This window comes from Streptomyces mutabilis, assembly GCF_014649815.1.
Classification (GTDB): Bacteria; Actinomycetota; Actinomycetes; order Streptomycetales; family Streptomycetaceae; genus Streptomyces; species Streptomyces mutabilis.
The window spans coordinates 71938-97247 of record NZ_BMTT01000010.1 but is presented as its reverse complement, the minus strand read 5'-3'; the positions used below and the strand labels follow the sequence as shown (position 1 = coordinate 97247).

26 protein-coding genes, 1 tRNA gene and 3 pseudogenes are annotated in these 25310 nt (G+C 69.8%); 12 read left to right on the top strand and 18 right to left on the bottom strand.

The features are described from left to right. Window positions 1-61 precede the first annotated feature (61 nt). Window positions 62-1180: an MraY family glycosyltransferase gene (locus IE142_RS21050; protein WP_191887184.1), complete on the bottom strand. Its 1119-nt coding sequence runs from the start codon at window positions 1178-1180 to the stop codon at window positions 62-64. Window positions 1181-1459: 279 nt separating this feature from the next. Here IE142_RS21050 and IE142_RS21045 point away from each other — a divergent pair, with 279 nt between their 5' ends. The 3 genes and pseudogenes from IE142_RS21045 to IE142_RS21035 all read left to right on the top strand — a co-directional run bounded on the left by IE142_RS21045 (window position 1460) and on the right by IE142_RS21035 (window position 5522). Continuing rightward, window positions 1460-3742, top strand: coding sequence for a (Fe-S)-binding protein (locus IE142_RS21045; RefSeq protein WP_191887183.1), 2283 nt, complete (start codon window positions 1460-1462; stop codon window positions 3740-3742). Window positions 3743-3867: 125 nt separating this feature from the next. Beyond that, a pseudogene (locus IE142_RS21040) lies at window positions 3868-4413 on the top strand (FG-GAP repeat domain-containing protein); the annotation flags it as partial. Window positions 4414-4484: 71 nt separating this feature from the next. Continuing rightward, window positions 4485-5522, top strand: coding sequence for a Yip1 family protein (locus IE142_RS21035; protein WP_191887182.1), 1038 nt, complete (start codon window positions 4485-4487; stop codon window positions 5520-5522). 81 nt (window positions 5523-5603) lie between these two features. On the opposite strand, the gene IE142_RS21030 is transcribed toward IE142_RS21035, so the two are convergent. Continuing rightward, window positions 5604-6101, bottom strand: a complete 498-nt coding sequence (locus tag IE142_RS21030; RefSeq protein WP_043371585.1) for a phosphoribosyltransferase — start codon at window positions 6099-6101, stop codon at window positions 5604-5606. Window positions 6102-6114: 13 nt separating this feature from the next. After that, window positions 6115-6690 (bottom strand): dCTP deaminase, encoded by a 576-nt coding sequence (gene dcd / locus IE142_RS21025; RefSeq protein ID WP_043371584.1) that lies wholly within the window; start codon window positions 6688-6690, stop codon window positions 6115-6117. A 513-nt stretch (window positions 6691-7203) separates the two neighbouring features. Between dcd and IE142_RS21020 the strand changes: the two genes are divergently transcribed. Next, window positions 7204-7277, top strand: a tRNA-Gly gene (locus tag IE142_RS21020). Between the two features lie 167 nt (window positions 7278-7444). Continuing rightward, window positions 7445-7636 carry a hypothetical protein gene (locus tag IE142_RS21015; protein ID WP_191887181.1) on the top strand — a complete coding sequence of 64 codons (192 nt, stop codon included), beginning with the start codon at window positions 7445-7447 and terminating at the stop codon, window positions 7634-7636. Window positions 7637-7789: 153 nt separating this feature from the next. Here IE142_RS21015 and IE142_RS21010 read toward each other — a convergent pair whose 3' ends face one another. The 5 genes from IE142_RS21010 to IE142_RS20990 form a co-directional block, all read right to left on the bottom strand. Continuing rightward, window positions 7790-8188, bottom strand: coding sequence for a type II toxin-antitoxin system VapC family toxin (locus tag IE142_RS21010; protein WP_191887179.1), 399 nt, complete (start codon window positions 8186-8188; stop codon window positions 7790-7792). Continuing rightward, window positions 8185-8403 carry a hypothetical protein gene (locus IE142_RS21005; RefSeq protein WP_229830762.1) on the bottom strand — a complete coding sequence of 73 codons (219 nt, stop codon included), beginning with the start codon at window positions 8401-8403 and terminating at the stop codon, window positions 8185-8187. Before IE142_RS21005 ends, IE142_RS21010 begins: the two co-directional genes overlap by 4 nt. 173 nt (window positions 8404-8576) lie before the next feature. Then, window positions 8577-9557, bottom strand: a complete 981-nt coding sequence (locus IE142_RS21000; protein ID WP_229830745.1) for an ion transporter — start codon at window positions 9555-9557, stop codon at window positions 8577-8579. A gap of 212 nt (window positions 9558-9769) precedes the next feature. Continuing rightward, window positions 9770-10789: a hemolysin family protein gene (locus IE142_RS20995; RefSeq protein ID WP_191887177.1), complete on the bottom strand. Its 1020-nt coding sequence runs from the start codon at window positions 10787-10789 to the stop codon at window positions 9770-9772. Continuing rightward, window positions 10786-12123, bottom strand: coding sequence for a hemolysin family protein (locus tag IE142_RS20990; RefSeq protein WP_191887176.1), 1338 nt, complete (start codon window positions 12121-12123; stop codon window positions 10786-10788). The genes IE142_RS20995 and IE142_RS20990 overlap by 4 nt, the downstream gene beginning before the upstream one ends. Before the next feature lie 370 nt (window positions 12124-12493). Between IE142_RS20990 and IE142_RS20985 the strand changes: the two genes are divergently transcribed. From IE142_RS20985 to IE142_RS20975, 3 genes are all read left to right on the top strand, one after another. Beyond that, the gene (locus IE142_RS20985) at window positions 12494-12712 is read left to right on the top strand and encodes a hypothetical protein (RefSeq protein ID WP_191887175.1); all 219 of its coding nucleotides are present in this window, start codon (window positions 12494-12496) and stop codon (window positions 12710-12712) included. A 95-nt stretch (window positions 12713-12807) separates the two neighbouring features. Continuing rightward, window positions 12808-13809 carry a sporulation protein gene (locus tag IE142_RS20980; protein ID WP_191887315.1) on the top strand — a complete coding sequence of 334 codons (1002 nt, stop codon included), beginning with the start codon at window positions 12808-12810 and terminating at the stop codon, window positions 13807-13809. 136 nt (window positions 13810-13945) lie between these two features. Beyond that, on the top strand, window positions 13946-14401 hold the full coding sequence (locus IE142_RS20975; protein ID WP_191887174.1) for a tellurite resistance TerB family protein: 456 nt from the start codon (window positions 13946-13948) through the stop codon (window positions 14399-14401). Between the two features lie 131 nt (window positions 14402-14532). Here IE142_RS20975 and IE142_RS20970 read toward each other — a convergent pair whose 3' ends face one another. The 4 genes and pseudogenes from IE142_RS20970 to IE142_RS38795 all read right to left on the bottom strand — a co-directional run. Beyond that, a complete protein-coding gene (locus IE142_RS20970) occupies window positions 14533-15909 on the bottom strand; it encodes an LCP family protein (protein ID WP_191887173.1) in 1377 nt (458 codons plus the stop codon). A gap of 283 nt (window positions 15910-16192) precedes the next feature. Then, on the bottom strand, window positions 16193-17131 hold the full coding sequence (locus IE142_RS20965; RefSeq protein WP_191887172.1) for a M56 family metallopeptidase: 939 nt from the start codon (window positions 17129-17131) through the stop codon (window positions 16193-16195). Window positions 17132-17137: 6 nt separating this feature from the next. Then, window positions 17138-17524, bottom strand: a complete 387-nt coding sequence (locus IE142_RS20960; protein WP_191887171.1) for a BlaI/MecI/CopY family transcriptional regulator — start codon at window positions 17522-17524, stop codon at window positions 17138-17140. An 82-nt stretch (window positions 17525-17606) separates the two neighbouring features. Beyond that, window positions 17607-17717: pseudogene (locus IE142_RS38795) on the bottom strand (twin-arginine translocase TatA/TatE family subunit); the annotation flags it as partial. A 188-nt stretch (window positions 17718-17905) separates the two neighbouring features. Between IE142_RS38795 and IE142_RS20950 the strand changes: the two are divergent. Further along, window positions 17906-18169 carry a GlsB/YeaQ/YmgE family stress response membrane protein gene (locus IE142_RS20950; RefSeq protein ID WP_121748154.1) on the top strand — a complete coding sequence of 88 codons (264 nt, stop codon included), beginning with the start codon at window positions 17906-17908 and terminating at the stop codon, window positions 18167-18169. 115 nt (window positions 18170-18284) lie between these two features. On the opposite strand, the gene IE142_RS20945 is transcribed toward IE142_RS20950, so the two are convergent. From IE142_RS20945 to IE142_RS20935, 3 genes are read right to left on the bottom strand one after another with little or no spacing between them, the layout of a single operon-like run. Further along, entirely contained in the window at window positions 18285-18734 is a 450-nt protein-coding gene (locus IE142_RS20945) for an ArsI/CadI family heavy metal resistance metalloenzyme (RefSeq protein WP_191887170.1), read from the bottom strand. A 29-nt stretch (window positions 18735-18763) separates the two neighbouring features. Further along, window positions 18764-20119, bottom strand: coding sequence for an NAD(P)-binding domain-containing protein (locus IE142_RS20940; RefSeq protein WP_191887169.1), 1356 nt, complete (start codon window positions 20117-20119; stop codon window positions 18764-18766). A 56-nt stretch (window positions 20120-20175) separates the two neighbouring features. Next, entirely contained in the window at window positions 20176-20343 is a 168-nt protein-coding gene (locus IE142_RS20935) for a hypothetical protein (protein WP_191887168.1), read from the bottom strand. Between the two features lie 28 nt (window positions 20344-20371). On the opposite strand from IE142_RS20935, the pseudogene IE142_RS20930 reads away from it, so the two are divergent. Both IE142_RS20930 and IE142_RS20925 read left to right on the top strand, forming a co-directional pair. Then, window positions 20372-21088, top strand: a pseudogene (locus IE142_RS20930) (flavin-containing monooxygenase); the annotation flags it as partial. A 108-nt stretch (window positions 21089-21196) separates the two neighbouring features. After that, window positions 21197-21562 carry an ArsR/SmtB family transcription factor gene (locus IE142_RS20925; protein ID WP_191887313.1) on the top strand — a complete coding sequence of 122 codons (366 nt, stop codon included), beginning with the start codon at window positions 21197-21199 and terminating at the stop codon, window positions 21560-21562. A gap of 60 nt (window positions 21563-21622) precedes the next feature. Here IE142_RS20925 and IE142_RS20920 read toward each other — a convergent pair whose 3' ends face one another. Genes IE142_RS20920 through IE142_RS20910 form a run of 3 tightly spaced genes read right to left on the bottom strand, consistent with a single transcriptional unit; the run spans window position 21623 to window position 24142 of the window. Then, the gene (locus IE142_RS20920; protein ID WP_191887167.1) at window positions 21623-22687 is read right to left on the bottom strand and encodes an ArsO family NAD(P)H-dependent flavin-containing monooxygenase; all 1065 of its coding nucleotides are present in this window, start codon (window positions 22685-22687) and stop codon (window positions 21623-21625) included. 40 nt (window positions 22688-22727) lie between these two features. Then, window positions 22728-23837, bottom strand: coding sequence for an ACR3 family arsenite efflux transporter (arsB, locus tag IE142_RS20915; protein WP_191887166.1), 1110 nt, complete (start codon window positions 23835-23837; stop codon window positions 22728-22730). Then, window positions 23834-24142 (bottom strand): ArsR/SmtB family transcription factor, encoded by a 309-nt coding sequence (locus tag IE142_RS20910; RefSeq protein ID WP_191887165.1) that lies wholly within the window; start codon window positions 24140-24142, stop codon window positions 23834-23836. Before IE142_RS20910 ends, arsB begins: the two co-directional genes overlap by 4 nt. Window positions 24143-24234: 92 nt before the next feature. On the opposite strand from IE142_RS20910, the gene IE142_RS20905 reads away from it, so the two are divergent. After that, window positions 24235-24648 carry an arsenate reductase ArsC gene (locus IE142_RS20905; protein ID WP_191887164.1) on the top strand — a complete coding sequence of 138 codons (414 nt, stop codon included), beginning with the start codon at window positions 24235-24237 and terminating at the stop codon, window positions 24646-24648. Window positions 24649-25310 lie beyond the last annotated feature (662 nt).

The following is a 25310-nucleotide window of genomic DNA, read 5'->3' as shown; positions in this document are numbered from 1 at the left end:
GCTCAAGTGTGCACGACCCCGTCGGCCGGGTCAATAGAAGTGAGTCAGGTAGGCTCAACTCTTATCCGTTCCTTACACGCAATGGCGCGCTGACCTGCACTTTCTCAATGCGCCGAGCCTGGCGAACCGGAAAAATCGTCCCCCCGGAGGACGCGGTGACCGGCCCTCCGGTTGCCCCAGACGCCTCCCTGGAAACGGCGCGCGGCCGACCCACCTCCCCGTACACGCGCACCCGCGACAGAGCCGCCACCACGACGACCGCCCCGCCCGCCACCCACAGCACCGCCACCCGGCCGGCCCAGCCGGCGTGCACGAGCACCCCGACGAGCACCCCGCAGAACGAGGCCGCGCCGAGCAGGACCACCGCACCCTGCGGGGTCAGGCCGAGCCGCCGCAACCGGTGGGCGAGGTGGTCGGGCCCGCCCCGCAGCAGGGGCCGCCCGGCCACCCGGCGGGAGAGGAGCACGAGGACGGCGTCGGCGCCCGCCACCGCGGTCAGCGCGAACAGCACCCCCGCCCCGGTCCCGGCATCGTGCCCCGCCCGGGTGAAGACGGCCGCTCCGGCCAGCAGGAAGCCCGCGAAGAGCGACCCGCACGCGCCGAGCGCGATCCGCGCGGGATGCCAGTTGTGCAGGAGGAACCCGGTCAGCGCGGCGGCCAGCGCACTCAGCAGCACCGCGAGGGAGTCCATCACCTCGGCGGCGGCGCAGGCGACCACCCCGAAGGCCGTCACGACCCCCACCGTGCCGGCCACACCGTCCGCGTGATCGAGCCCCTGGAAGGCGGCGGCGACCAGCGCGACCCAGACCACGGCGAGCCCTCCGGCCACCGGCCCGGTCACGCCGTACGGCACCACGCACGCCGCCGCGAGGGCCGTACCGGCGACCACCCACCGCCGCCGCAGACGCCACACGTCGGCGGCGAGGCCGAGCGCACCGACGGCGGTGGCCGCCACCAGCAGCCGGCCGACCGCCGGACCGAGCGGCACGACACCGGTCCAGTTCCCGGCCCACCCGGCCAGTCCGGTCACGAGGACGACGGCTACCCCGCCGAGCAAGGGGACGGGCCGCCTGCGGCGCCGGTCGACGAGGGCGAGGCGCAGCGCGGGGGCCCTCAGCAGCCCGGTGAGCAGGGCGGCGAGGAGAAAGGACGAGGTGGCGGCGACGATCCCGTAGAGCACGGGGCATAAACTATGCCGAATATCACTATTTGCTACGAACGGCACCCCGGCCCGGCGTGGCGCCCGACCGACCGGCCGACCAACCGCCGGTCCCCGACGCCGCCCCGCCGGTCAGGGTTGCCTCAGCGACGCAGATCACCGCACGTCCGACTACAGTGCGGCGGAGGATGGGGGTAGTCTCAGACAGACTGATTAAGTTACCGCTTAGTAATACCGATACCGAGCGGTGCTGAGCGCATACCGCCCCTTCGCAACCTCGCAGGCCCGAGGAGCCCCCAAATGCAACTCGCCGCGATCATTGTGTCGCTGGTCCTGATCGTGGTCGGCGTGGCACTGTTCGGCCGCGCCGTCCTGCAGATCTACAACTCCATGCGGCTGGGCCAGTCCGTGCCGGCCGGGACGCGGACCGACGAACCCGTGAAGCGCACCCTCACCGTGGTCCGGGAGTTCCTCGGCCACACCCGCATGAACCGCTGGGGCGTCGTCGGGGTGGCGCACTGGTTCGTGGCGGTGGGCTTCTTCTCCCTGCTGCTGACCATCGTCAACGCGATCGGGCAGCTGTTCCAGGCCGACTGGATCCTGCCGGTCATCGGTGACTGGGCGCCGTACAACGTCTTCGTCGAGTTCATCGGCACGATGACGGTGCTCGGCATCCTGGCGCTGATCGTCATCCGGCAGCTCAGCCACCCGCGCGAGCCGGGCCGCAAGTCCCGCTTCACCGGCTCCAACTTCGGCCAGGCGTACTTCGTCGAGGCCGTCATCCTCGTCGTCGGCGTCTGCATCTTCATGCTGCACGCCCTCGAGGGCGCCCTGCACCACGTGGACGGCTACGAGGCGTCGTTCTTCATCTCGTACCCGGTCGTCTCCGCCTTCCAGAGCCTGGACCTGTCGACGCTGCAGAACCTGGTCTACTTCTTCGCCGGCCTCAAGATCGCCACCTCCTTCATCTGGATGATCACGGTCGCCCTGAAGACCGACATGGGCGTGGCCTGGCACCGCTTCCTGGCATTCCCGAACATCTGGTTCAAGCGCAACGCCGACGGCGAGACCTCGCTCGGCGCGCTGCTGCCGATGACGTCGGGCGGCAAGCCGATCGACTTCACCGACCCCGGCGAGGACGACGTCTTCGGCGTCTCCCAGGTCGAGCACTTCTCCTGGAAGGGCCTGCTGGACTTCTCCACCTGCACCGAGTGCGGCCGCTGCCAGTCGCAGTGCCCCGCGTGGAACACCGGCAAGCCGCTCTCCCCCAAGCTCCTGATCATGTCCCTGCGCGACCACGCGCACGCCAAGGCCCCCTACCTGCTGGCCGGCGGCGGCAAGACCGTGGAGGGCGAGGAGAAGGCCTCCGAGGAGCAGCTCAAGGGCGTCCCCGCCGCCGCCCTCGCCGAGGCCGAGCGCCCGCTGATCGGCACCGCCGAGGAGAACGGCGTCATCGACCCGGACGTCCTGTGGTCCTGCACCACCTGCGGCGCCTGCGTCGAGCAATGCCCCGTCGACATCGAGCACGTCGACCACATCGTCGACATGCGCCGCTACCAGGTCATGATCGAGTCCGCGTTCCCGTCCGAGGCGGGCACGATGCTCAAGAACCTGGAGAAGAAGGGCAACCCCTGGGGCCTGGCGAAGAAGCAGCGCCTGGAGTGGCTCAAGGAGGTCGACTTCGAGGTCCCGGTCGTCGGCAAGGACATCGAGGACCTCACCGAGGTCGAGTACCTGTACTGGGTCGGCTGCGCCGGCGCCCTGGAGGACCGCGCCAAGAAGACCACCAAGGCCTTCGCCGAGCTCCTCCACATGGCGGGCGTCAGGTTCGCCATCATGGGCGGCGACGAGAAGTGCACCGGTGACTCCGCACGGCGCCTCGGCAACGAGCCGCTGTTCCAGGAGCTGGGCATGGAGAACGTCATGTCCCTCAACGCCGCCTTCGGCGAGGAGATGGACGACGACGGGAAGGTGACCGAGGAGTCGAAGAAGCCGAAGTCGGCGAAGAAGATCGTCGCGACCTGCCCGCACTGCCTCAACACCCTGGGCAACGAGTACCCGCAGCTCGGCGGCGACTACGAGGTCATCCACCACACCCAGTTGCTCCAGCATCTGGTCGACGAGGGCAAGCTCACCCCCGTCACCCCGGTCGAGGGCATCATCACTTACCACGACCCCTGCTACCTGGGCCGGCACAACAAGATCTACACGCCCCCGCGCGAGATCATCGCCGCCGTCCCCGGCGTCCGCAACGAGGAGATGCACCGCCACAAGGAACGCGGCTTCTGCTGCGGTGCCGGCGGCGCCCGCATGTGGATGGAGGAGCGGATCGGCAAGCGCATCAACAACGAGCGCGTCGACGAGGCCCTGTCGGTCAACCCCGACATCGTCTCCACCGCCTGCCCGTTCTGCCTGGTCATGCTGACCGACTCGGTCAACGGCAAGAAGAACGACGGCAAGGCCAAGGAGTCCATCCAGGTCGTGGACGTCGCCCAGCTCCTGCTGGACTCCGTGAAGACCCCGGCCGACCCGGCCGGTGAACCGGAGACGGAGAACGCCCCGGAGCCCGAGCCGGTGAAGTGACCGGCCCCACCCGGCAGCCCGACCGACGGCGGCCCCTGACTCCCGAGCGGGTCAGGGGCCGCCGCCTTTGCCGGTGAAGGGCGAACTACCGGGCCCGGGGCCGGGTTGAGGTGCACGCGCAGCACCAGCTCATCGGCGCCCGCGGCTGGAACGGCATGGCCCACATCACCGCCTTCGGCGACCTCACCGGTGACGGCCGCTCCGACCTGGTCGCCGCCGAGAAGTCCACCGGCAAGCTCCGGCTCTACCCCGGCACCGCCACCGGCACCCTCGGCAGCCACAAGCTCATCGGCACCGGCGGCTGGAAGGCCATGAACGCCCTCGTCGGCATGGGCGACACGAACGGCGACGGCCGGCCCGACCTCTACGCCCGCGAAGCCTCCACCGGCAAGCTCTGGCTCTACCCCGGCACCCGCACCGGCGGCCTCGGCAGCCGGACGCTCGTCGGCACCCGCGGGTGGAACAGCAGCATGGGGCACCTGTTCTCCGTCGGCGACTCCAACGGCACCGACGCCCCCGACCTCATCGCCGTCACCGACAGGAGCTACGTCATCGACGGCTGGTCGGACAACCCGGGCTGGCAGCTCCTGTACACGGGCCGGGGCGACGGCCGCATCGAGGCGGCCTGGCGCGTTACCGACACGTGGTGGGGGTTCACCGCCTTCTGCTGACGGTGCGGGCCGCGGGGGCCGTACGACCGCCGTCCGGCCCTAGGGGGCGCCCCGGACAACCCCCGTAAGGGATGTCACAGGTCGGCCGCAAAGGACCCCCCGAACGGCCGGGCCCCGCACGTCACTCTCCGGGACCAGGTACGTTCGAAGGCGTGGCTGGATTCAGGATCGGACGCGGCCGGAACAACGGCGCTCCCAACGCGCGACCGCAACACCCTCCGTACGGACAGCAGGCGCCCCAGGGACCGCCGTACGGCGGTCCCGCGACGCCTCAGCAGCCGTACCCGCAACAGCCGTACGGAGGTGGCGCCCCCGGGCCCGGCAACGGCGACTCACCGTGGCCACAGCCGCACCACGGCGGCGGCGGTCACGGCGGCGGTCACGGCGAGCCGGAGTACTTCGGTGACGGCGGCTACGGGCAGGGCGGCCCGCAGGGGGGCCACGCCCCGTACGACCCCTACGCGGCCAACAACCCGGGCCACACCCAGGCGTTCACGGTCGGCGACGACCCGTACAACCAGGGCGAGACCTACCGCGCCGGCTCCGCCCCGCCGCCCGGCCCCGTCGGCCCGCGCCTGTACTGGAAGGCCCTGCTGAAGGGCGTCGTGCTGGCCCCCAACCAGACCTTCCTCCAGATGCGGGACTACGCGATGTGGGCGCCTGCGCTCATCGTGACGTTCCTCTACGGGCTGCTGGCGGTCTTCGGGTTCGACAACGCCCGCGAGGAGGCGATCAACGCCACCCTCTCGAACGCGATCCCGATCGTCCTGACGACGGCCGTCGCGATGGTGCTGAGCGCCTTCGTGCTGGGCGTGGTCACCCACAGCCTGGCCCGCCAGCTCGGCGGCGACGGAGCGTGGCAGCCCACGGTCGGCCTCTCCATGCTGATCATGTCGCTCACCGACGCCCCGCGCCTGGTCTTCGCGATGTTCCTCGGCGGCGACGCGTCCTTCGTCCAGGTCCTCGGCTGGGCCACCTGGGTCGCGGGCGGCGTCCTGCTCACCCTGATGGTCGGCCGCTCCCACGACCTGCCCTGGCCGAAGGCGCTCGGCGCCTCCGCGATCCAGCTGATCGCGCTGCTGTCGATCGTGAAGCTGGGCACGTTCTGACGGCGCGACACGGCATGTGAAGGGCCCCCGGCGCCTTGCGTCGCGCCGGGGGCCCTTCACACACCACGTCCGTCTCGGCACTCAGGCGTCGAGCACCTGCCCGGCCCGCCGCACGACGGGCTCCTGCACGGACCAGGGGAAGTTGATCCACTGATCGGTCCGCTTCCACACGTACTCGCACTGGACGAGCGAGTGGGACTTCTCATAGATCACGGCGCTGCGGACCTCGGCGACCGTGTCCAGGCAGAAGTCCCGCACCAGCTTGAGCGTCTTGCCGGTGTCGGCGACGTCGTCGGTGATGAGGACCTTCTTCTCGGAGAAGTCGATGACGTTGGGCACGGGCGCGAGCATGACCGGCATCTCGAGCGTGGTCCCGACGCCGGTGTAGAACTCGACGTTCACGAGGTGGATGTTCTTGCAGTCGAGGGCGTAGGCGAGCCCACCCGCCACGAAGACGCCGCCCCGCGCGATGGAGAGCACTATGTCGGGCTCGTACCCGTCGTCGGCGACGGCCTGCGCGAGCTCGCGCACGGCGACCCCGAACTGCTCGTAGGTCAGATTCTCCCGAACATCACTCATGCGCGCGTCCTGCTCATACCTGGGTCCGATGGAAGTTGAGGAAGGACCGGGAGGCGGTCGGCCCCCGCTGTCCCTGGTAACGGGACCCGTACCGCTCGCTCCCGTAGGGGTGCTCGGCCGGCGAGGTGAGCCGGAACATGCACAGCTGCCCGATCTTCATCCCCGGCCACAGCTTGATGGGCAGCGTCGCGAGGTTGCTGAGCTCGAGCGTCACGTGTCCGGAGAAGCCCGGGTCGATGAACCCGGCGGTGGAGTGCGTGACCAGTCCGAGCCGTCCGAGCGAGCTCTTGCCCTCCAGCCGCGAGGCCAGGTCGTCGGGCAACGTGACGACCTCGTACGTGCTGGCCAGCACGAACTCGCCGGGATGCAGGATGAACGGCTCGTCCCCATCCGGCTCCACGAGGCGGGTCAGATCCGCCTGCTCGACGGAGGGGTCGATGTGCGGGTACCGGTGATTCTCGAACACCCGGAAGTAGCGGTCGAGGCGCACGTCGATACTCGACGGCTGCACCATGGAGTCGTCGAAGGGATCGATGCGGACCCGTCCGGAGTCGATCTCGGCCCGGATGTCCTTGTCTGAGAGAAGCACGCACCGAGGATACGCAAGGCGCGCGGAGCAGCGACAACCGCCGCCGCGCCGCGCGCCCGAACCCGCTCTGTGCCTGTGCTACCGCTTCGCCGAACCCACGGGCACGGCACTCCTCAGCCGCGCACACCGCGGACATCGGACGAGCCGGCCGGGGCCGAGTCGCTCGGCCTGCTGCATCGGGAACGAGGCGGCGGTGAACACGTGCCCATCGGCACAGCGGACGACGGTGCGCTCCATCAAGTCCTTCAAGTCCCTTCCCCAAGAGCCGCGTCTGGCTTGCTACTACCCTGACGACAAAAGCCACAGTACGGGATCAAAGAGACGACTCTCCAGGCGGCACTCCGGCCCCTCCCGGACCCTCACCCACCCCTCCACGGTACGCCCCAACTCCGGCCCCCCGCAGCCGCTTCATCCCCACCCGAACGCCCGCAGGCCCCACGGCTAGAACACCGGGGGCCTGCGATGAGGTAGAGTGAGCGAGCGTCCAGACACCGACCTCGGTCGGCGTCTTACGCGGGTGTAGTTTAATGGTAGAACATCAGCTTCCCAAGCTGAGAGCGCGAGTTCGATTCTCGTCACCCGCTCCAGAGCTGAGGCCCAGGTCATCGACCCGGGCCTTTTTGCTGTGCACAGTTTTCCACAGGAGCACATCGCCGTTCGGAGGGGCGGCAGCGGGGCTTGCCGCCGACAGGGCCGAGAGGAACGGCATCAAGTGTTGGCGGAGTTCCCGCTGACGGCTTGGAGCCGGGCCACGGTGACGAAGTCGACCGACATCGAACCAGAGGCATTTCGACTGGCCGTTCTCTACTTCATCCACTGCATCTACATCGGTGGCCCCTCGCTTCCTCTCGACGAGCAAGTCGGCATCGTCTGGCGCGTGCCGGAGCCCGACTCCATGCCCTTCCAGAGGATTCGAAAGGGTGGAGGTGCCGCTACTCGGGCGTGACACGCTCCTGCCCGTTGCCGACCACGCCATCGTTCAGCCCGATCCGAGCAGGTCGAAAGGGTGTCCCTCCCACCGACCTGCCGACTGGGCAGGAGACCGCTGAGCCAGAGCCGAGTCCGCACGGCGAGCACCGCCTCCACAAGGCGTCGCGGCTCAGACCTTCTCCGCACTCAGGCGCGGATGCTCGGCAGTGAGCAGCCCGATGTCTTCCACGTCCGAAGTCAGAATCGTCACCCGGCCGGGATGCTGCAAGGCGGTCGCGCACAGCATGGCGTCGATGGCGTACTTGTGGCCGTGCAGCCCCACTGCCCGCAGCAAGGCGGCAGCGGATTGCGCGACGGCTTGGGTCACCGGCTCGACGCTCAAGCGGGACAGGGTCCACTTCAGTGCGGCGTCGTTGATCTTCGGATGGATCACCTCGACCAACACGACCGCCGATGTGATCACGGGCAGGTCCGCGTCGCGAGCCGCCGTCAGCCACGCGTGGATTTCCCGATCCCGGTGTACGGCCTTCGCCAGGCCCTCCCCGTCCAGGACCAGGACACCGCTCACGAGGCCGCCCCGGCGTTCGTGGCGCCTCCGGTCAGCCGGGCACGCGCGGCCGCCACGGCCTCGGGATCGGCCGGACCGTGCACCTTGTCAAAATCTGCGATCAGCTCGTCCAGATTGTCACGCTCGATCTGCCGCTGGGCCGCCTTCTCCAGGTACGCCGAGACACATCGAATGACAGAGGACCGGCGCCAGGCGCTGCAGGTGGCGATGCCCAGTCCGAACCCTGGCGCGCCGCTCCAATGCACTCGACGCCAGAATGCCTCGAATCGTGAGACGCATCTCCACAGGTCGGTCAGCACGGCGTGCGTCACCCTTCATCGGTGTCAGGCGGTGGCGGCAGTCGACCGTCACGTACCACCGCGGGGCAGCTGCCCACGACACGTCTTGCTCATGGCGGCGAGGGCCGCGTCGTCACGATCGAGCCGCGTGCCGTCACCGCCCCCTCCGTCTGCTCATGCCCGCCTCCGGCGGCGTCGACCGCCGACCGGTCGGTCGGCGTCGGTGGGTGGGGCACGGACCGGGTGAGTTCCTGGTCCAGTGCGTCCAGGGCTCGGCGGGCGTCCTCGATGCGTCGGCGCAGTGACAGGTGGTCTCCGGTCGGCGGGTCGGCGGGTGGTGACTCGGCCGAAGGTTCGTCCAGGTCCAGGTCGCGGGCTTCGTCGAGGGAGGTGATGACGACGCCGATAAGGACGTTGACGAGGACGAACGACGCGAGCAGGACGTAGGAGGCGTAGTAGAGGAGGCTCCAGCGCGAGATGTCCAGGCCGGCGTGGACGGCGTCCCCGATGCCGTCCAGGGTCATCAGCAGGAAGAGGGTGAGCGCGGCGCGGCCGAGGGAACCGTAGTGCTCCGGGTCGTGCCGACCGAAGAAGACCCAGCCCACCATCGCGTACACGTACAACAGCAACGCCCCGACGAGCAGGAAACTCAGGGTGCCCGGCAGACTTCGGGCCACTGCGATGAGTACGACGCGCAACTGCGGCAGGAAGCGAGCGGTGCGCAGCACGCGGGCCAGGCGTAGCAGCCGCAGGACGGTGCTGTTTTCGCGCAGGAAGGGCAGGAAGGCGCACAGGACGACGGCCAGGTCGAACAGGTTCCAGGGGTCCTTGAAGAAGGTGCGGGGCCGATCGGCGTGGGCCGCCATGCGCAGCAGGACCTCGAGGGTGAAGGCGGCGAGGCAGGTGTGCTCGGCCGTGTGTAACCAGTGGTGCCAGTCGGCGGCCACTCCGGAGTACGTCTCGATGCCGAGCAAGGCGGCGTTCACGAGGATCAGGACGAACACGGTGGCGGCGAACCACCGGGCCTCCGTGACGGCTCGGCATCGTAGGGCCAGGGCCGTACGGACCGTGCGAACTCGGTGCTCGGGCATCCTGCTGCCTTGTCTCCTCGCGTGCGCGGCGTCCATCCCGGGTCGGCTCCGGCGGTCAGTATCTGGATGCCGACGGTCAGGCTCCGGTATCGATTTCTACAGCACTGTAGTTTCTGACGTACGAGTGGTACCGGTGAGCCGTCGGCCGTGCTCGAAGAGATGCGCGTGAGCGCCCCAGGATGACCTGGGGCGCTCGGGCACCAGGCAGCTGTTCAGGCCGGGCGGGGCTGGAGGTAGCGGGCCAGCAGGTCGTCCAGGCTCACCATGCCGGTGAGTTCGCCGGAGCCGTCGCGAACCACCGCGAGGGTGGCCCGGCGTCGGCGCAGGAGTTCGATCGCTTCGGCCACCGTGGTCTCCTCACGGAGCTCGGGCACGGGGCGGGCCAGGGCACGGGCGGTGGTGGGCCGGCCTTGCGAGCGGGCAACCAGGACATCACGGGCGTGCACCGAGCCGAGCACGACGTTGTCCTCGCGGACCAGAAGCCGAGTGCGGTCACTGGCGGTTGCCAGGGCCAGGATCTGCTCGGCGTCGGCGCCGGCGTCGACCGCGGTGATGGCGGCGGCCGGGATCCGGAGCTCGCGCACCGGGGTTTCCGGCTCGGTGAGCGAGCGGGTGAGCGATTCTGAGTCGGTCTCGTTGATGAGGCCGAGCCGTTCGGACTCCTCCACCAGGTGGGTGAGCTGCTCGCGGTTGTGGACGGAGGCCAGCTCGTCGCGCGGGGTGACCCGGCAGAGCCGGACGAGCGCGTTGCTGATCCGGTTGAGGACCCAGATGAGCGGGCGTACGGCGGTGGCGACGGCCCTGAACGCGGGGGAGAGCAGCATCGCGGAGCGCTCGGGATGGGCGATGGCCCACGACTTGGGCGCCATCTCGCCGAGCACCATGTGCAGGAAGACGACCACGAGCATGGCCACGGCGAAGGCGACGCCGTAGCTGAGTGCGGTGGGCAGGCCGAGCCGGTGCAGCAGCGGATCGAGCTCGTGGGAGATCGCGGGCTTGGAGACCGATCCGAGTCCCAGCGTGCACACGGTGATGCCGAGCTGGGCACCGGCCAACATCAGCGACAGCTCACGCATCCCCGCCAGTGCGGCCTTGGCGCCGCGCCGCCCCTCAGCGACCGCCTGTTCCATGCGGTGCCGTTTGGCGGCCACCAGGGCGAACTCGGCGGCGACGAAGAATCCGCTGCCGATGAGCAGCGCAACGGTGACGAAGAGCGCCATCGGGAAACTCATGCCTGCTCCTCCGCCTTGTCGGCCACCCGCTCGACCCGGACCCGTTCCGGGACGTGCCGGTCCAGTGTGCGTACGTCGATCAGGACACTGCCGCCGGCGTGAAGCTCCACGGTGAGCCGGTCACCGATGGTGGGGAAGCGGCCGAGCCGGTCGACGATCAGGCCGGCCACGGTGTCGTAGTCGTCCTCCCCGGGCAGCTCCACGCCGGTGGCACCGGCCACCTCGTCCAGACGGCGCCCGGCGTCCACCAACCAGCCGGCCCCATCCGGCACCGCGACGGCGATGACGGTGTCCGACTCGTCGGCGATGTCACCCACCAGTTCCTCGGCGACATCCTCGTAGGTGACGACACCCGCCACCCCGCCATGTTCGTCGAGGACCACGGCGAACTCGTCGTCCCGCTCCCGCATCCGCTCCACAGCGGCCGGCAGGGGCAGGGTCTCCGGCAGGAGCAGCGTCGCCCGGGCCAGCGAGCCGGCCGTGCTGGAGGTCAGCCGCTCGGCGGCCACACCCATCAGCTCCCGTACCCCGAGCACGCCCGCGACGTCGTCCGGGTGGTCTCCGAGCACGGGATAGTTGGAGTGGCCGTACCTTCCGACGAGCTCGATGGCCTCGGCAGCGGTGGCGTCCTTGCGCACGAACACCGCGTCGACGCGCGGCACCATCACTTCGCGCAGCGTCCGCTCGGAGAACTCCAGTACGTGGTCGACCAGCTCGGCCGTCTGGCGGGGCAGCTGTCCCTGGTCGTGGGACTCGCCGATCAGATGGCCCAGCTCCTCCAGTGTGGCGCCGTGGTGCAGCTCCTCGACCGGCTCGATACCGATCTTGCGCAGCAGCCTGTTCGCCGCGCCGTCGAAGACGCGCACCACCGGGCCGACCACCTTCAGGTAGGCGAGCGTGGAGCCCGCCAGTGCCTTGGCCAGCTGTTCCGGCACGGCGATGGCGAGGTTCTTCGGCGCCAGCTCGCCCAGCACCATCTGCACGACCGTGGCGAGGACGAACGCCAGCACCACCGAGATGCCGGTGACGGCGCCGTCGGGTACACCGAGACCGGACAGCACCGGCTTCAGCAGCGCGGATACGGCCGGCTCGGCGATGAATCCGACGACCAGGCCGGTCACCGTGATGCCCAGCTGGGCGCCCGAGAGCATGAACGACAGCCGCTCGAGCACCTTCAGCGCACGGCCGGCCTTCTTGCCCCCCTCGTCGGCCTCCCGCGCGAGGGCGAGCCGGTCGGCCGAGACGTAGGCGAACTCCTGCGCGACGAAGTAGCCGGTGCCCGCGGTCAGCACGAACACGGCCAGCACACCCAGCCACGCTTCCACAGCACTCATCCCTCACCACCCCGCCGCGGGCCCTGCTCAACAAACCGTGTACGGAACGGCCGAGGACCGAGCCCCGAAGAACCCGTCGATCTGGCGGACAAGCGCCGGCTCCTTACCTGAACGTGCAGACAGCAGAACGGTTCTGGCTGAAACCAGGTTCCCATCCCCGGCATGCGTCCCCTCACTTCCGGCACACCACCACCAGTGAACGGCCTTCGCGCCGAGCAGCCTCTGGCCAGCCCAGGGGCGGATTTCGGCCTTTCCCGGCGAGGCAACCCGCAGGGCGCTCTTGATCCGCCGAGGCAACTCTATGCTTCTACTCGTTTGTAGAAACAGGCCCTGGGGCGACCCGGGCCCGCGCCCTATGGAGACGACACACATGACCTCGATCGACCTGGACAAGGTGCTGGACAAGGCGTGGGCGGACAAGAGCCTGCAGGAGATACTCGCCGCCCCCGTGGCGGCGCTGAAGGGTGTCTCCGACCGAGACGGTGAGCTGCTCCGGGAGGCATTCGGCGTCAAGACCGTCGCGGACCTGGCCGACTTGAAGTACGTCCGCTGGGCGCAGGCCCTCGCCGCTCTCGAAGCGGCCAAGTAGTCGGCCGGGCAACGGACGTAGTGCCGTCCGTCGCCGCGCGGGCGGACGGCACCTTCCTGAAGAACCACACGCACGCTTAAGGAGTGGACGCCACGATGGTGTTCAAGCGACTTCTCGGCTCGCTCGGCGTGGGCGCCCCCACGGTCGACACGGTCCTCGACCCTGCTCCCGTGCTGCCCGGCGGCACGCTCAGCGGTCAGGTGCACCTCAAAGGTGGCCAGGCCGATTTCGACATCGAGCACATCACGCTCGACCTCGTGGCCCGGGTCGAGGCCGAGCACGAGGAGGGGGAGAGCGAGGGCGTCGTCGTCTTCGACCGGTTCACCGTCGGCGGCGGCTTCCGGCTGACCGCCGAAGAGGCACGCAGCGTCCCCTTCACCGTCACATTGCCCTGGGAGACACCCGTCACCGAACTGTACGGGCAACCTCTGGGCATCGTGCTCGGTGTGCGCACCGAGCTCGCGGTCGCCGGCGCCAAGGACAAGGGCGACCTGGACCAGCTCACCGTCGGCCCGTTGCCGGTCCAGGAAGCGATCCTGGAAGCCCTCGGACAGCTCGGCTTCGGCTTCAAGTCCGCCGACCTCGAATACGGACACATCGGCGGCACCGGGCAACAGCTCCCCTTCTACCAGGAGATCGAGCTCACCCCCGCACCCCAGTACGCCCACCAGGTCAACGAGATCGAGCTGACCTTCCTGGCCGGCCCCGCTGACCTGGAGGTGGTACTGGAAGCCGACAAGCGCGGCGGCCTGTTCTCCTCCGGCCACGACGCGCTCACCCGCTTCACCGTCGGCCACCACGACAACCGCGACTGGACGGCGGAAGTCGACGGCTGGATCCGTCAGCTCGTCGAGCACCGGTCCGCCTACGGGCACGGTGCGCCCTTCGCCGACCACGGACACCACGGCCACCACGGCCACCACGGCCACGGTGAGCATCATCACGACGACCACCACCGCTCCGGCCCGGGTATGGGAACGGCGATCGCTGCCGGAGCCGCCGGCCTCGCGGTCGGCGTCGTCGGCGGCATGGTCGCCGCCGAAGTCGTCGACGAGGTGGGGGACTTCTTCGAGGGCGACGAGGAGAGCGAGGACTGAGCGGCAGCCGGAGCCCACGCCAGGCCCAGGGACGGAGCCGCGCGCTCCGTCATCCGCTTTTCCGACCACATAACGAGCGTTCAACTGCCCCGAGCCGCATCGCGCAGGGGCTCCCCTTGACCCGTTTGGAGTGTTCATGGCCCTGTGGGACCGCTTCAAGGAGTCCGCGTCCCAGATGCAGACCCAGCTCACGGCGAAGAAGAACGACCTCAAGAGCGGCGCCTTCCGCGACGCGAGCATGGCGATGTGCGCGCTGGTCGCCGCAGCCGACGGCACCGTCGACTCCTCGGAACGGCAGCGCGTCGCCCAGCTCATCGCCACCAACGACGTACTGCAGAACTTTCCCGCCGACGAGCTGCACCGCCGCTTCGAGGACAACCTGAACAAGCTCGCCGCCGACTTCGCGCTCGGCAAGGTCAGCATCCTCCAGGAGATCGCCAAGGCGAAGAAGAAGCCCGCCGAGGCTCGGGCCGTGGTGCAGATCGGCATCGTGATCGGCGGAGCCGACGGCGACTTCGACAAGGACGAGCAGGCCGTCGTTCGCGAGGCGTGCTACGCCCTTGACCTCCCGCCCCACGAGTTCGATCTCTGACCAGAAGACAGGCCCGCGCCGGAGCGATCACAGTCTTGTGTCGTTCCGGCAGGTCTCTCCGCCCTTCGCAGCCGGACCGACGCAGGCCGCACCTGCGGACGACCGGGTCCGATCGGCCCCCGAAGCGCCGCTCACCGGATACGTTCGGGAACGAGATCGGTTCCCACGACGAGGGTCACCAGTCCGGACGCGGCCTCCTCGTCCCGCTGAGACCGGGCACCGGGTGTCCTGCTTGTGAGCACCTCGGCCTGCCGCTCCAGGCCGGACGGATAGCTCACCGTGGTCTTGCTGCTCGCCTCAGCGTTGCCTGTGTCGAGGACGGTGAAGCCCGCCTGACGCAGTTCCTCGGCGACGGCCGCGGCTCGCCCGGGCACTCCGGTGCCGTTGAGGACGCGCACCCGTACGGCAGAGGCATGGACCGGGTTCTCCGCGTCCGCCTCCACCTGTTCCTTGTCGATCTCCTCGTCCTCGGCCAGTGACGTGAACACTTCGGCCGCCTGCGGATACTGCCACACGACGTTGGCCTTGTCCGTGGGCACATCGGCCTCACGCGGGTAGTTCGGCACGGTGAGGAAGGTGAGCCGGTCGCTGGGGATGTCCTTCAGTTCGGCGGCAAGGCCGTAGAGCGGTTTGATGCCGGCCAGGTCCTTGTCCGTCGTGAGCGACTTGGTGGCCGACTGCAGAAATCCGTAAAGGGAGTTGGGGTTCGTCAGCTTGGACTGCGCCTTGGCCGCCAGCGCCTCCATGAACTCCTGCTGCCTGCCGATGCGCCCGACGTCTGATCCGTCGCCGACGCTGTAGCGTGCACGGACGTACCCGAGTGCCTCTTCGTCCTTGACGGTCTGGCAGCCCGCCTCCAGGTCCAGGTGGGCCTTCTTGTCATGGATGGCTTCTTCGGGACACACCTCTATGCCGTCCAGAGCGTTGACCATGCCCTTGAAACCCTGGAAATCGACGGACATGAAGTGATCGATGCGCAGGCCGGTGCCGGCCTCCACCGTCTTGATGGTGCAGGCGGCGGCACCGGCCACATCGCCGCTCATACCACCGATCGCGAACGCCTCGTTGATCTTGGCGTGATGGGGTGCGGACGTCGCACCGTCACCCCTGTCGCAGGCGGGTATCTCCACCCACGAGTCGCGCGGGAACGACACGACCGTGGCCCACTCACGGTTCGCGGGTACGTGCAGCACCATCAGCGTGTCCGACTGCATGGTGGTCAGGCCCTTGCCGTACTCGGCGTTGTCGCCGTCCCGACTGTCGGAGCCGACCACCAGGATGTTCTTCGAACCGGGACTGAGGTTCTCGGGGCGATCGCCGCCCAACTTGTTGTCGACGTCGGCGGCGTCGATGTTGCCGTCCAGGTCCTCGTAGACCCATGCGCCGACCCCGGCGACACCCAAGATGAGCACGGAGCACACGCCGGCACCCCACAGCAGGATCCGTCCCCGCCTGGTCAGCCGGGGTGGCCTGTCCGAGGAAGCGCGCCGCCTTCCCTTACCGCTCATCGAGGACGATCCTCCGCTCAGCCGTGCCGCCCGGTTTCTGGTGTCCGGCACCCGACGTCTCTGCCGCCGAGCAGCAAAACTCTACAGTCATGTAGAAGTTCGGGGAATGCCGGGAGCGCCGCACCGTCGGGTACGGTCGCGCCGCTCACCACGGCCGCACGTGTGCCGCCTGCCGCCGGCATCCTGGCCGCCAGGCTGTCGCCGATCGCCCGTGAATGGACCTTCGCCGGGGTTTCCACCGTTGTCGCGTCGGCAGACCGCGCCTGGCCGTCGGCCCTCTCGATCAGAGCGGTGTCGCAGTGTGCAGGATGAAGAACATGGTCACGGCCGAGTTCGCGGACGACATCGCCGACACGGCGGTGCCCGCCGCCGCCGCCCACGCCGCCCGCCCCACCGATGTGGACACCGACGGCCAGTTACGCGGCACCGGAGCGGGCTTCAGCAGGGCAGCCACCCTGCGCGGCACCGGCACCGGCCCCGGCCCGGCCATGCCCGCCAGTGTCGCCACGGGCACTTCGCGTGACACCAGGGCCGCCTTGCCGATCGCGTGTGCCACAACCCGCCGGTTCCCCACGGCACGGGCCGCTTCCTCGTCGGCCCACCGTTCCGCCGCGTACGTCACTGTGGAGCGCAGTGGTCGCAAGAACGGGTTGGCGCGCGACGCCAGTTGCACCGCGAGCAGGTAGCGGTGATGCCGCCCGGCGAGGTGCGCCCGCTCGTGGGCGAAGAGCGCCCGGCGCTCCGCCGGTTCCAGGCAGCCAAGCAGGGCGGTGGTCACCACGACTCGGTCTCGTCGTGCGCCGGGCAAGGCGTACGCATAAGGGACGTCGTCCGCGAGTACGGCCACCGTGGTATCCGGCAGTCCGGCCAGCGCGCGGTGAGCACGACGGCGTACCCGGCCGTGCCGCCACAGCGTCCGCCCGCAGGCCAGGAGCACCGCACCCAGAGCCGGGATCGCCACCTTCCCGGCCACTTCGTCGAAAGGAACCGCCGCGCGCACCTCCGGGTCGGACCAGCCGTCAGGCAGAGGATTCCCCGGTAGCTGCGCCGTCCCGACCACCATGACCAGTGCCAGGCACACCGTGCTGCACAGCGCCATCACAGTGGCCACAACTGTGAGCAGCCTGGTCGCTGTCCGCGGGTGCAGATGCTGCTCGGCCAGCCGGGAGATCGGCCAAGCGGTGAGTGGCAGGACGAGCGGCAGGAAGACGAAGACCCCCATGAGGTGTCAGTCTCCTCCGTCGCTCCGCGGCTGGGCCAGCAGGCCGCGCAGAAGCTGTTCGTCAGCCGGGTCGAGCGCGGTGAGGAAGCTGGTCAGCACCGCCTCCCTGTCGTTCTCCGCGTCCAGCACCCGGCGCATCTTCCGCGCCGCCAGACCCGCCTGGTCGGCGACCGGCCGCCAGACGAACGAACGGCCTGACCGCTCACGGGCCACCACACCCTTGTCCAGCAATCGGGTCAAGATAGTGATCACCGTCGTGTAGGCGAGATCCTCGCCCAGGTAATCGTGCACCTGGCCGGCCGTGGCCGGCCCGCCCGTCTCCCGCAGCGCCGACAGCACCAGCGCCTCGAGCTCGCCCTGCCCCCGCCGCCGGGGACGCCGACTGTCCGCCACGCCCCGCCTCCCTTCCACCCACCGCTCGCGTCCCGGGCGGACATCGTATAGACGCCTCCGACCGCCACACCCTCTACACCATCAGGATGCGTGCGGCCTTGCCCGCCGAGCGCATCGACTCGGGCCCCTTCTCGGCCCCGAGAACGACGACCACCACGACCAGCGCCAGAGCCAGTTCACTCGGACCGAACACCGAGTCCGCTGCCTTCACAGCGGGCGCAGCCCAGGAACGCACTCCAGCCTCCTCGGCCGGTACGGCGACTTCGGCTTCCGCGCCCTCGCGCCAGGCAGGCCCCTCCCTGACCAGCTGCATGACGGTGGAATGGCAGCCCCTTGAGGGGGCAGTCGGAGGCGCGAGGTAAAGACAACGAAGGGGTAGACGTGGAGATCTCCGGCATCATCAGCGCCATCGTGATCGGCATCGTCATCGGGGTCCTTGGCCGACTCGTCATTCCCGGACGGCAGCGCATCGGCATCCTGTGGACCATCGCGGTCGGCATCGTCGCCGCTCTCATCGGCTCAGCCCTCGCCGCAGCGTTCGGTGTCGCCGACACCGACGGCGTCGACTGGGTCGAGTGGCTCATCCAGATCGCACTCGCAGCCCTCGGTGTCGCCGCCCTCGACCGTGCCAAGGCACGTCGCTGATACCCCTCAGGGTCATACAGCGACGCCGGTACACCGTGACCGCGCGGCCGTGACCGCTTGACTCCTTGCTGCGGACGACACGGCCTCGCTGGTGTGAAGGTTGGCCACCGGCGGGTCAGCAGCATCCGGCAGCGTCGGCCGGTCCCTTGGCACCGGTGTCAGCGTCGGCAGGGCCGGCGCTCTGCTTGGTCAGGGTGCCGGCGTCGGCCTTGACCACGTAGACCTCCCAGGGCTCCTGGCCGGGGCCGTGGACCCAGACCTTGTCCTGCAGGGCGTAGCAGCAGGCCGTGTCGTCCTCCTCGGCCGTCGCCAGTCCCGCCTCGCTCAGCCGGGTGGTGGCCGCGTGGACGGCTTCCGTGCTGTCGACCTCGACACCGAGGTGATCCATACGTGTCGCGGCGTCCGGCTCGCCTCCGAGCAGCACGAGCTTGAGCGGGGGTTCGGTGATGGCGAAGTTGGCGTAGCCGTCGCGGAGCTTGGCGGGCTCGACTCCGAAGAGCTTCGTGTAGAAGGCGATGGAAGCGGAGAGATCCGGTACCCGTAGGGCGAGTTGCACGCGGGACATGGTGAACCTCCTGGGAGGGGAGTGGTGTTTCAACAGCCGCCGTAGGCGGCCGGGGAGACGGTGCCTATCTGCAGCGTGGCCGGGGCCGCGCAGCAGCCGCCGCCCTCGTCGCTCTGCGCGGCGTCGGGCTCGTCGAACAGGCCGGCGCCGCCGCACACACCGGTCTCCGGCAGGGTCAGCTCGACGCGCCCGGCTGCCTCGTGGTCGCCGGCCAGGGCGGCGGTGATGGAACGGACCTGCTCGTATCCGGTCATGGCGAGGAAGGTGGGCGCGCGGCCGTAGGACTTCATGCCGACCAGGTACACGTCCTGCTCCGGGTGGGACAGTTCCTTCACGCCGTGCGGGTAGACCGTGCCGCAGGAGTGGACGTTCGGGTCGATCAGCGGGGCCAGCGCGATCGGGGCCTGGAGGCGTTCGTCGAGGCCGAGGCGGAGCTCGGAGAGGAAGGACAGGTCGGGACGGAAACCGGTCAGGACGATGACCTCGTCGACCGGATCCAGGCGGCGGCCGTCCTCGGCGAGGAGGACCAGCCGGTCGCCGTCCCGTTCGACCGCTTCCGTACGGAATCCGGTGACGGCGCTGGCGTGCCCCTTCTCCACCGCTGCCTTGGCGCGCAGGCCGAGGGCGCCGCGGGCCGGGAGCTGGTCGGCCTCGCCGCCGCCGTACGTGGCGTCGCCGATGCCCCGGCGCAGGATCCAGACCGCGTGCGTGTCCGTTTCCTCCCCGGCCAGGTCGGCCAGCAGGGCGAGCGCGGTGAAGGCGGAGGCGCCGGAGCCGACGACCGCCGTGCGCTTGCCGGCGTAGCGGGCTCGGACGGCCGGGTCCTTCAGGTCGGGGACGCGGTAGGCGACGTGGTCGGCCGTCTTGTTCTCACCGAGGGCGGGGATGCCGTTCGCACCCATGGGGCTGGGCACGGACCAGGTGCCGGAGGCGTCGATGACGGCGCGGGCGGTGATCCGTTCCTCGCCGCCGTCCGCGGTGGCGATGTGCACGGTGAAGGGCTGCTCCTCACGGCCGGAGTCGACGGTCCGGTCACGGCCGGCGCGGGCCACACCGGTGACCATCGCTCCGTAGCGGACCTTGTCGCCGAGGACGTCGGCGAGCGGCTGGAGGTACCGCTCGGCCCAGTCGCCGCCCGTCGGGTACGTCGTCCCGTCGGGGCGGACCCAGCCGGTGGGGGCGAGCAGCTTCTCGGCGGCGGGGTCGATGACCTCGGCCCACGGCGAGAACAGGCGGACGTGCGCCCAGTCCCGCACCGCCGTGGCGGCCGACGCGCCGGCCTCCAGCACCAGCGGCTCGATACCGCGCTCCACGAGGTGTGCGGCGGCGGCCAGGCCGACCGGGCCGGCTCCGACGACCACGACGGGCAGGTTCTGCTTCTCCATGGCGGTGCTTCCTTCGATTCCTTGCTCGGATGGGCGGAGACGGAGCGTTGGACGGCTCAGCGGAGGTGGGTGTGCGGTGCCGTCGCGAGCCGAGCGCTGCGGCGCTGGGTCCGGGCCCGGCAGGCCCTGTCGCACACGTGGGCGCAGCTGTCGCAGAAGTGGACGCCGGCCAGGCAGCGGGCGGTAGAGGGGGTGAAGACGCTACGGATCCAGGCGACAGCCATTACTGAGTCCTTGTTTTGATATTCGTCGATGGCTTGTGCCGCCAGCATTACACCTGATTCGATGCACGTCAAGATAGACATTCATCGAAACGGGAGGGTGCGAGCTATGGAACACGTAGACGTCGCAGTGATCGGGGGTGGCCAGTCCGGCCTGGCCACCGCACACGCACTGCGCAGGCAAGGGAGGGAGCCGGTCGTCCTGGAGGCGTCGGCACAGGCGTCCGGGTCGTGGCCGCGGTACTACGACAGCCTCACCCTGTTCTCCCCGGTCGGCCACAGCTCGCTGCCCGGCCTGCCGTTCGGCGGCGATCCCGACCGCTACCCGCACCGGGACGAGGTCGTCGCCTACCTGCTGCGTTACGCCGACCGCCTGGACGCCGACATCCGCACCGGAGCGCGCGTGCGGGAGGTGGCCACCGCGGACGGGGGCTTCACCCTCACCCTGGAGGACGGGCGCCGTCTGTCGACCCGGAGTGTCGTGGCGGCGCCCGGGTCCTTCGGCCGCCCCTGTCGCCCGGGTCTTCCAGGACTTGAGGACTTCGCGGGGACCGTGCTGCACGCCGCCGAGTACCGAGCGCCCCAGCCCTTCGCCGGGCAGCGAGTGGTGGTCGTCGGTGCCGGGAACTCCGCGGTGCAGATCGCCGCCGAACTGGCGGCGCACGCGCGGGTCACCCTCGCGGCGCGCCATCCGGTGCGCTTCGCCCGGCAGCGCGTGCTGGGCCGGGAATTGCACCGGTGGCTGAACGTGACGGGGATCGACGTTCTGCCCGGGGGCCGGTTCCTGCGCTCGCCGCCCGACTTCGCGCCCACTGACTCCATGGAGCCCTGGTTCGACATGTGTCAACATAGACGTATGCCGAACGTCAAGGCGCTGCCGCTCGTGGAACCCGAGGCCCCCGACGCCGTGGTGCCGTGCTGCCCGCCGTTGAGCGAGCGCCCCTTCACCGCCGAGGAGGCCGAGCGGACGGCGCGCATGTTCAAGGCGCTCGGGGACCCGGTACGGCTGCGCCTCTTCTCGGCCGTCGCCTCGCACGAGGGCGGCGAGGCGTGTGTGTGCGACATCTCCGACGTCGGCGTCTCCCAGCCGACCGTCTCCCACCACCTCAAGAAGCTCAAGGAGGCCGGCCTGCTCACCTCCGAGCGGCGCGGCACCTGGGTCTACTACCGCGTCGAACCGTCGGTGCTGGCGGCCATGGGACAGCTGCTGACCGTCCGGTAGTCCCGCTCGACCACGTCCGTCATCGCCGCGTTCGCACCCTTGCGGCTGACCGCACGCGGATCACTTCGCGGCGTCGACGAGTTCGGCGACAGCGCGGGCGGCGTCGCGGGCCGGTCGTCCGACGCCGATGAGGGTGGCGGAGGCGGGGCCGGTCCAGTCGCCGTAGCCGAGGAGGTGCAGGCGTGGCTCGTCCGCGGCCCGCGTGCCCACCGTGGCGATGTGCCCGCGTCGGCCGCGCAGACCGAGGGGCGCCAGGTGCGAAAGCGCAGGGCGGAAGCCGGTGCACCAGATCACGGCGTCGGCGGGCGCCCGTGTGCCGTCGGCCCATACGGCGCCCTCGCGGTCGAAACCTCCGAACATGGGGGACGCCTTGAGCCGCCCGGCGTCGCGAGCCTCCCGGACCGGCGGTACGGCGACGATGTCGCCGAGCGAGGCGACGCCTCCCGTGTCGGTGCGGCCGGCGTCGAGGGCCCGGCGGCGGGCGGTGGCCGCGTCGAACAGGGCGCGGCCGTCGATGTCGTCGGCGAGGTAGCGGGGCGGGCGCCGGGTCACCCAGGTCAGCTCGGTGTCGTACGCGAGGTCGGCGGCGATCTGGGCGCCCGAGTTGCCGCCTCCGACGACGATCACTCGCCGGCCCGCGAAGTCCTGCGGTCTGCGGTAGGAGACGGTGTGCAGTTGACGGCCCTCGAAGTCCCCGCGGCCCGGTACGGCGGGGAGGAAGGGGCGCCACCAGGTGCCGGTCGCGCTGATCACCGCTCGGGCGCGCCAGGTGCTTGAGTCGGTCTCGACTCTCAGCAGCCGTCCTTCGTCGTGCACGCCGACGACCTGGACCGGCCGCTGCACGGGGAGGTCGTACCGCTTCTCGTAGTCGCTCAGGTAGGCCACCACATGCCCGGCCTCGGGGTACTCCCCGCCCGGTTGCACCGGCATGAGGCGGCCGGGAAGGGAGGAGAAGGCGGCGGGGGAGAACAGGTGCAGGGAGTCCCAGGTGTGCTGCCAGGCTCCGCCGGGGGTGGCCTGGGCGTCGAGGACGACGAAGTCCAGGCCCTGGCGGCGCAGGTGGTAGCCGGCGGCGAGCCCTGCCTGGCCGCCGCCGATCACCACCACGTCGGTGTGCTGTGTCATGCCGCGCGTGCCGCAGCGCACGTGGTGTCCGGGCAGTGCATCACCGGTCCCTGCCCTCGGTGGTCGGAGCGGACGGGGTGAACCTCTTGCGCCAGGCCAGGGACACGTAGACCAGGCCGATCAGGACGGGCACCTCGATGAGCGGTCCCACGACGCCGGAGAGGGCCTGACCGGAGGTGACGCCGAAGGTGGCGATGGCGACGGCGATGGCCAGCTCGAAGTTGTTGCCGGCGGCGGTGAAGGCGAGGGTGGCCGTGCGGTCGTAGGCGAGGCCGATCGCCTTGCCCAGCAGGAAGGTCCCGGCCCACATCACGGCGAAGTACACCAGCAGCGGCAGCGCGATGCGGGCGACGTCGAGCGGCTGGGAGGTGATGGTCTTGCCCTGCAGGGCGAAGAGGATGACGATCGTGAAGAGGAGGCCGTAGAGCGCCCAGGGGCCGATCCTCGGCAGGAACTTGGTCTCGTACTTCTCGCGGCCGAGCTTCTTCTCGCCGATACGGCGGGTGAGGAAGCCGGCCAGCAGCGGGACGCCGAGGAAGATGACGACGTTCAGGGCGATCTTCCACATGGAGATGTCGAGGTGCTCGCCGCCACCCAGGCCGAGCCAGCCGGGCAGCAGGTCGAGGTAGAACCAGCCGAGCAGGCCGAAGGCCAGCACCTGGAAGACCGAGTTCAGCGCGACCAGGACGGCCGCCGCCTCACGGTCGCCGCAGGCCAGGTCGTTCCAGATGATGACCATGGCGATGCAGCGGGCCAGGCCGACGATGATCAGGCCGGTGCGGTACTCGGGCAGGTCGGGCAGGAAGATCCACGCGAGCGCGAACATCACCGCCGGGCCGACGATCCAGTTGATCACCAACGAGGAGGCCATGAGCCTGCGGTCGCCCGTGACGGCGTCGAGCTTGTCGTAACGGACCTTGGCCAGGACCGGATACATCATGATCAGCAGGCCGATGGCGATCGGCAGGGAGATGCCACCGATCTCGACCTCGGCGAGGGCGTCGTTCAGGCCCGGGACGGCTCGGCCCAAGCCGAGGCCCACGGCCATGGCGATGAGGATCCATACGGCGAGGAAGCGGTCGAGCGTCGACAGCCTCGCGACGACGGAGGACTCCTCGGCGGTCGTCGCGGGTGCTTCGGTGGGGGTCACGGACAGGCCCTCTTGTTCTCGGCGGCGGTGCGGGCGGACTCGGCCAGATCGGCGAACTGGCCTGCGAGCGAGGCGATGACGTCCGGACGGACCTTGTAGTACGTGTAGCGGCCGCACGGCTCCGTCTCGACGAAGCCGGCCTCGCGCAGCACTCTCAGGTGGTTGGAGAGGTTGGTCTGCCGGGCGCCCGTCTCCTCCACGAGGTGGGTGGTGCACAGCGTCTCTTTGGCGAGCAGGGTCACGATCTGGAGCCTGAGCGGGTCCGCCAGAACCCGGATCAGGTCAGTGTCGACTGACGTCATCATGTACTGATACTTTCACATCAGTGGTGGCTGACACCACCGGGTGCTGAAGTCATTGGCGCCTGATGCCGTCGCGAGACAAGAGAGACCTCCTGATGTCCGACAAGCCCTCCGTGCTGTTCGTCTGTGTCCACAACGCCGGCCGCTCGCAGATGGCCGCCGCGTGGCTGACCCACCTGGCCGGGGACCGCGTCGAGGTCCGTTCCGCCGGCTCCGACCCGGGCGAGAACGTCAACCCCGCCGCCGTCGAGGCGATGCGTGAGGTAGGCGTCGACATCTCCGCCGAGGTGCCGAAGATGCTGACCGTGGACGCGGTCAAGGAGTCCGACGTCTGCATCACCATGGGCTGCGGCGACACCTGCCCGGTCTTCCCCGGCAAGCGCTACCTGGACTGGCAGCTGGAGGACCCGGCCGGCCAGGGCGTCGAGGCCGTCCGCCCGATCCGCGACGAAATCAAGGTGCTGGTCGAGGGTCTGATCAAGGAGATCGCGCCGGAACCGCAGTCATGAGCACGGCCACGGACGTCCGCGAGGTCGTCATCATCGGGTCGGGCCCCTGCTCGACGGCGAGCTGATCCGGGAGGCGTTCGGGGTCAAGACCATCGCGGATCTGGCCGAACTGAAGGACGTCCGCTGGGCACAGGCACTCGCCGCTCCCCAGCGTCGCCGAGTAACCCAGCGGCAGGCAGCCGGGGCGCCGTTCCTCCCCTCACCGGCCGGACGGCACCTCTGCTCGACGTACGCACAAGGGGTGGACGCCCCCGGCGTCGGGCCCTTCGCCTGCGCCGGGGAGGCAGCGGACGGCCCCACCACGCCAGTAGGACTCGTCGCCGTATCCGGACGTGCTGCTCCCACTGTGGTCGGACGCGGAGTCGTCACCGTACGAAGAGCCGTGACTCGCGTCGTCCGAGCGGGGCGGGCCGGTCCTCCGCCGGGGTCCAGCCGGGCCAGCCGCTGCCGGGTCTCGGTCACCCGGTCGATCCATCGCCCGACGTCGGGCATCGCGGACAAACGACGTCGCCGTTGCGGACGCTGTGACGTCTGCGTGGGCGTGTGCGCTGGGTAAGTGCCGTCTGTCGATCACGACAGCGGCAGGACGGGCACAGTGCCCGGCCGCTGTGCCCGTCCTGCTGTCAGCGGTGCTCACCACCGGACGATGTCCTCGAAGAAGG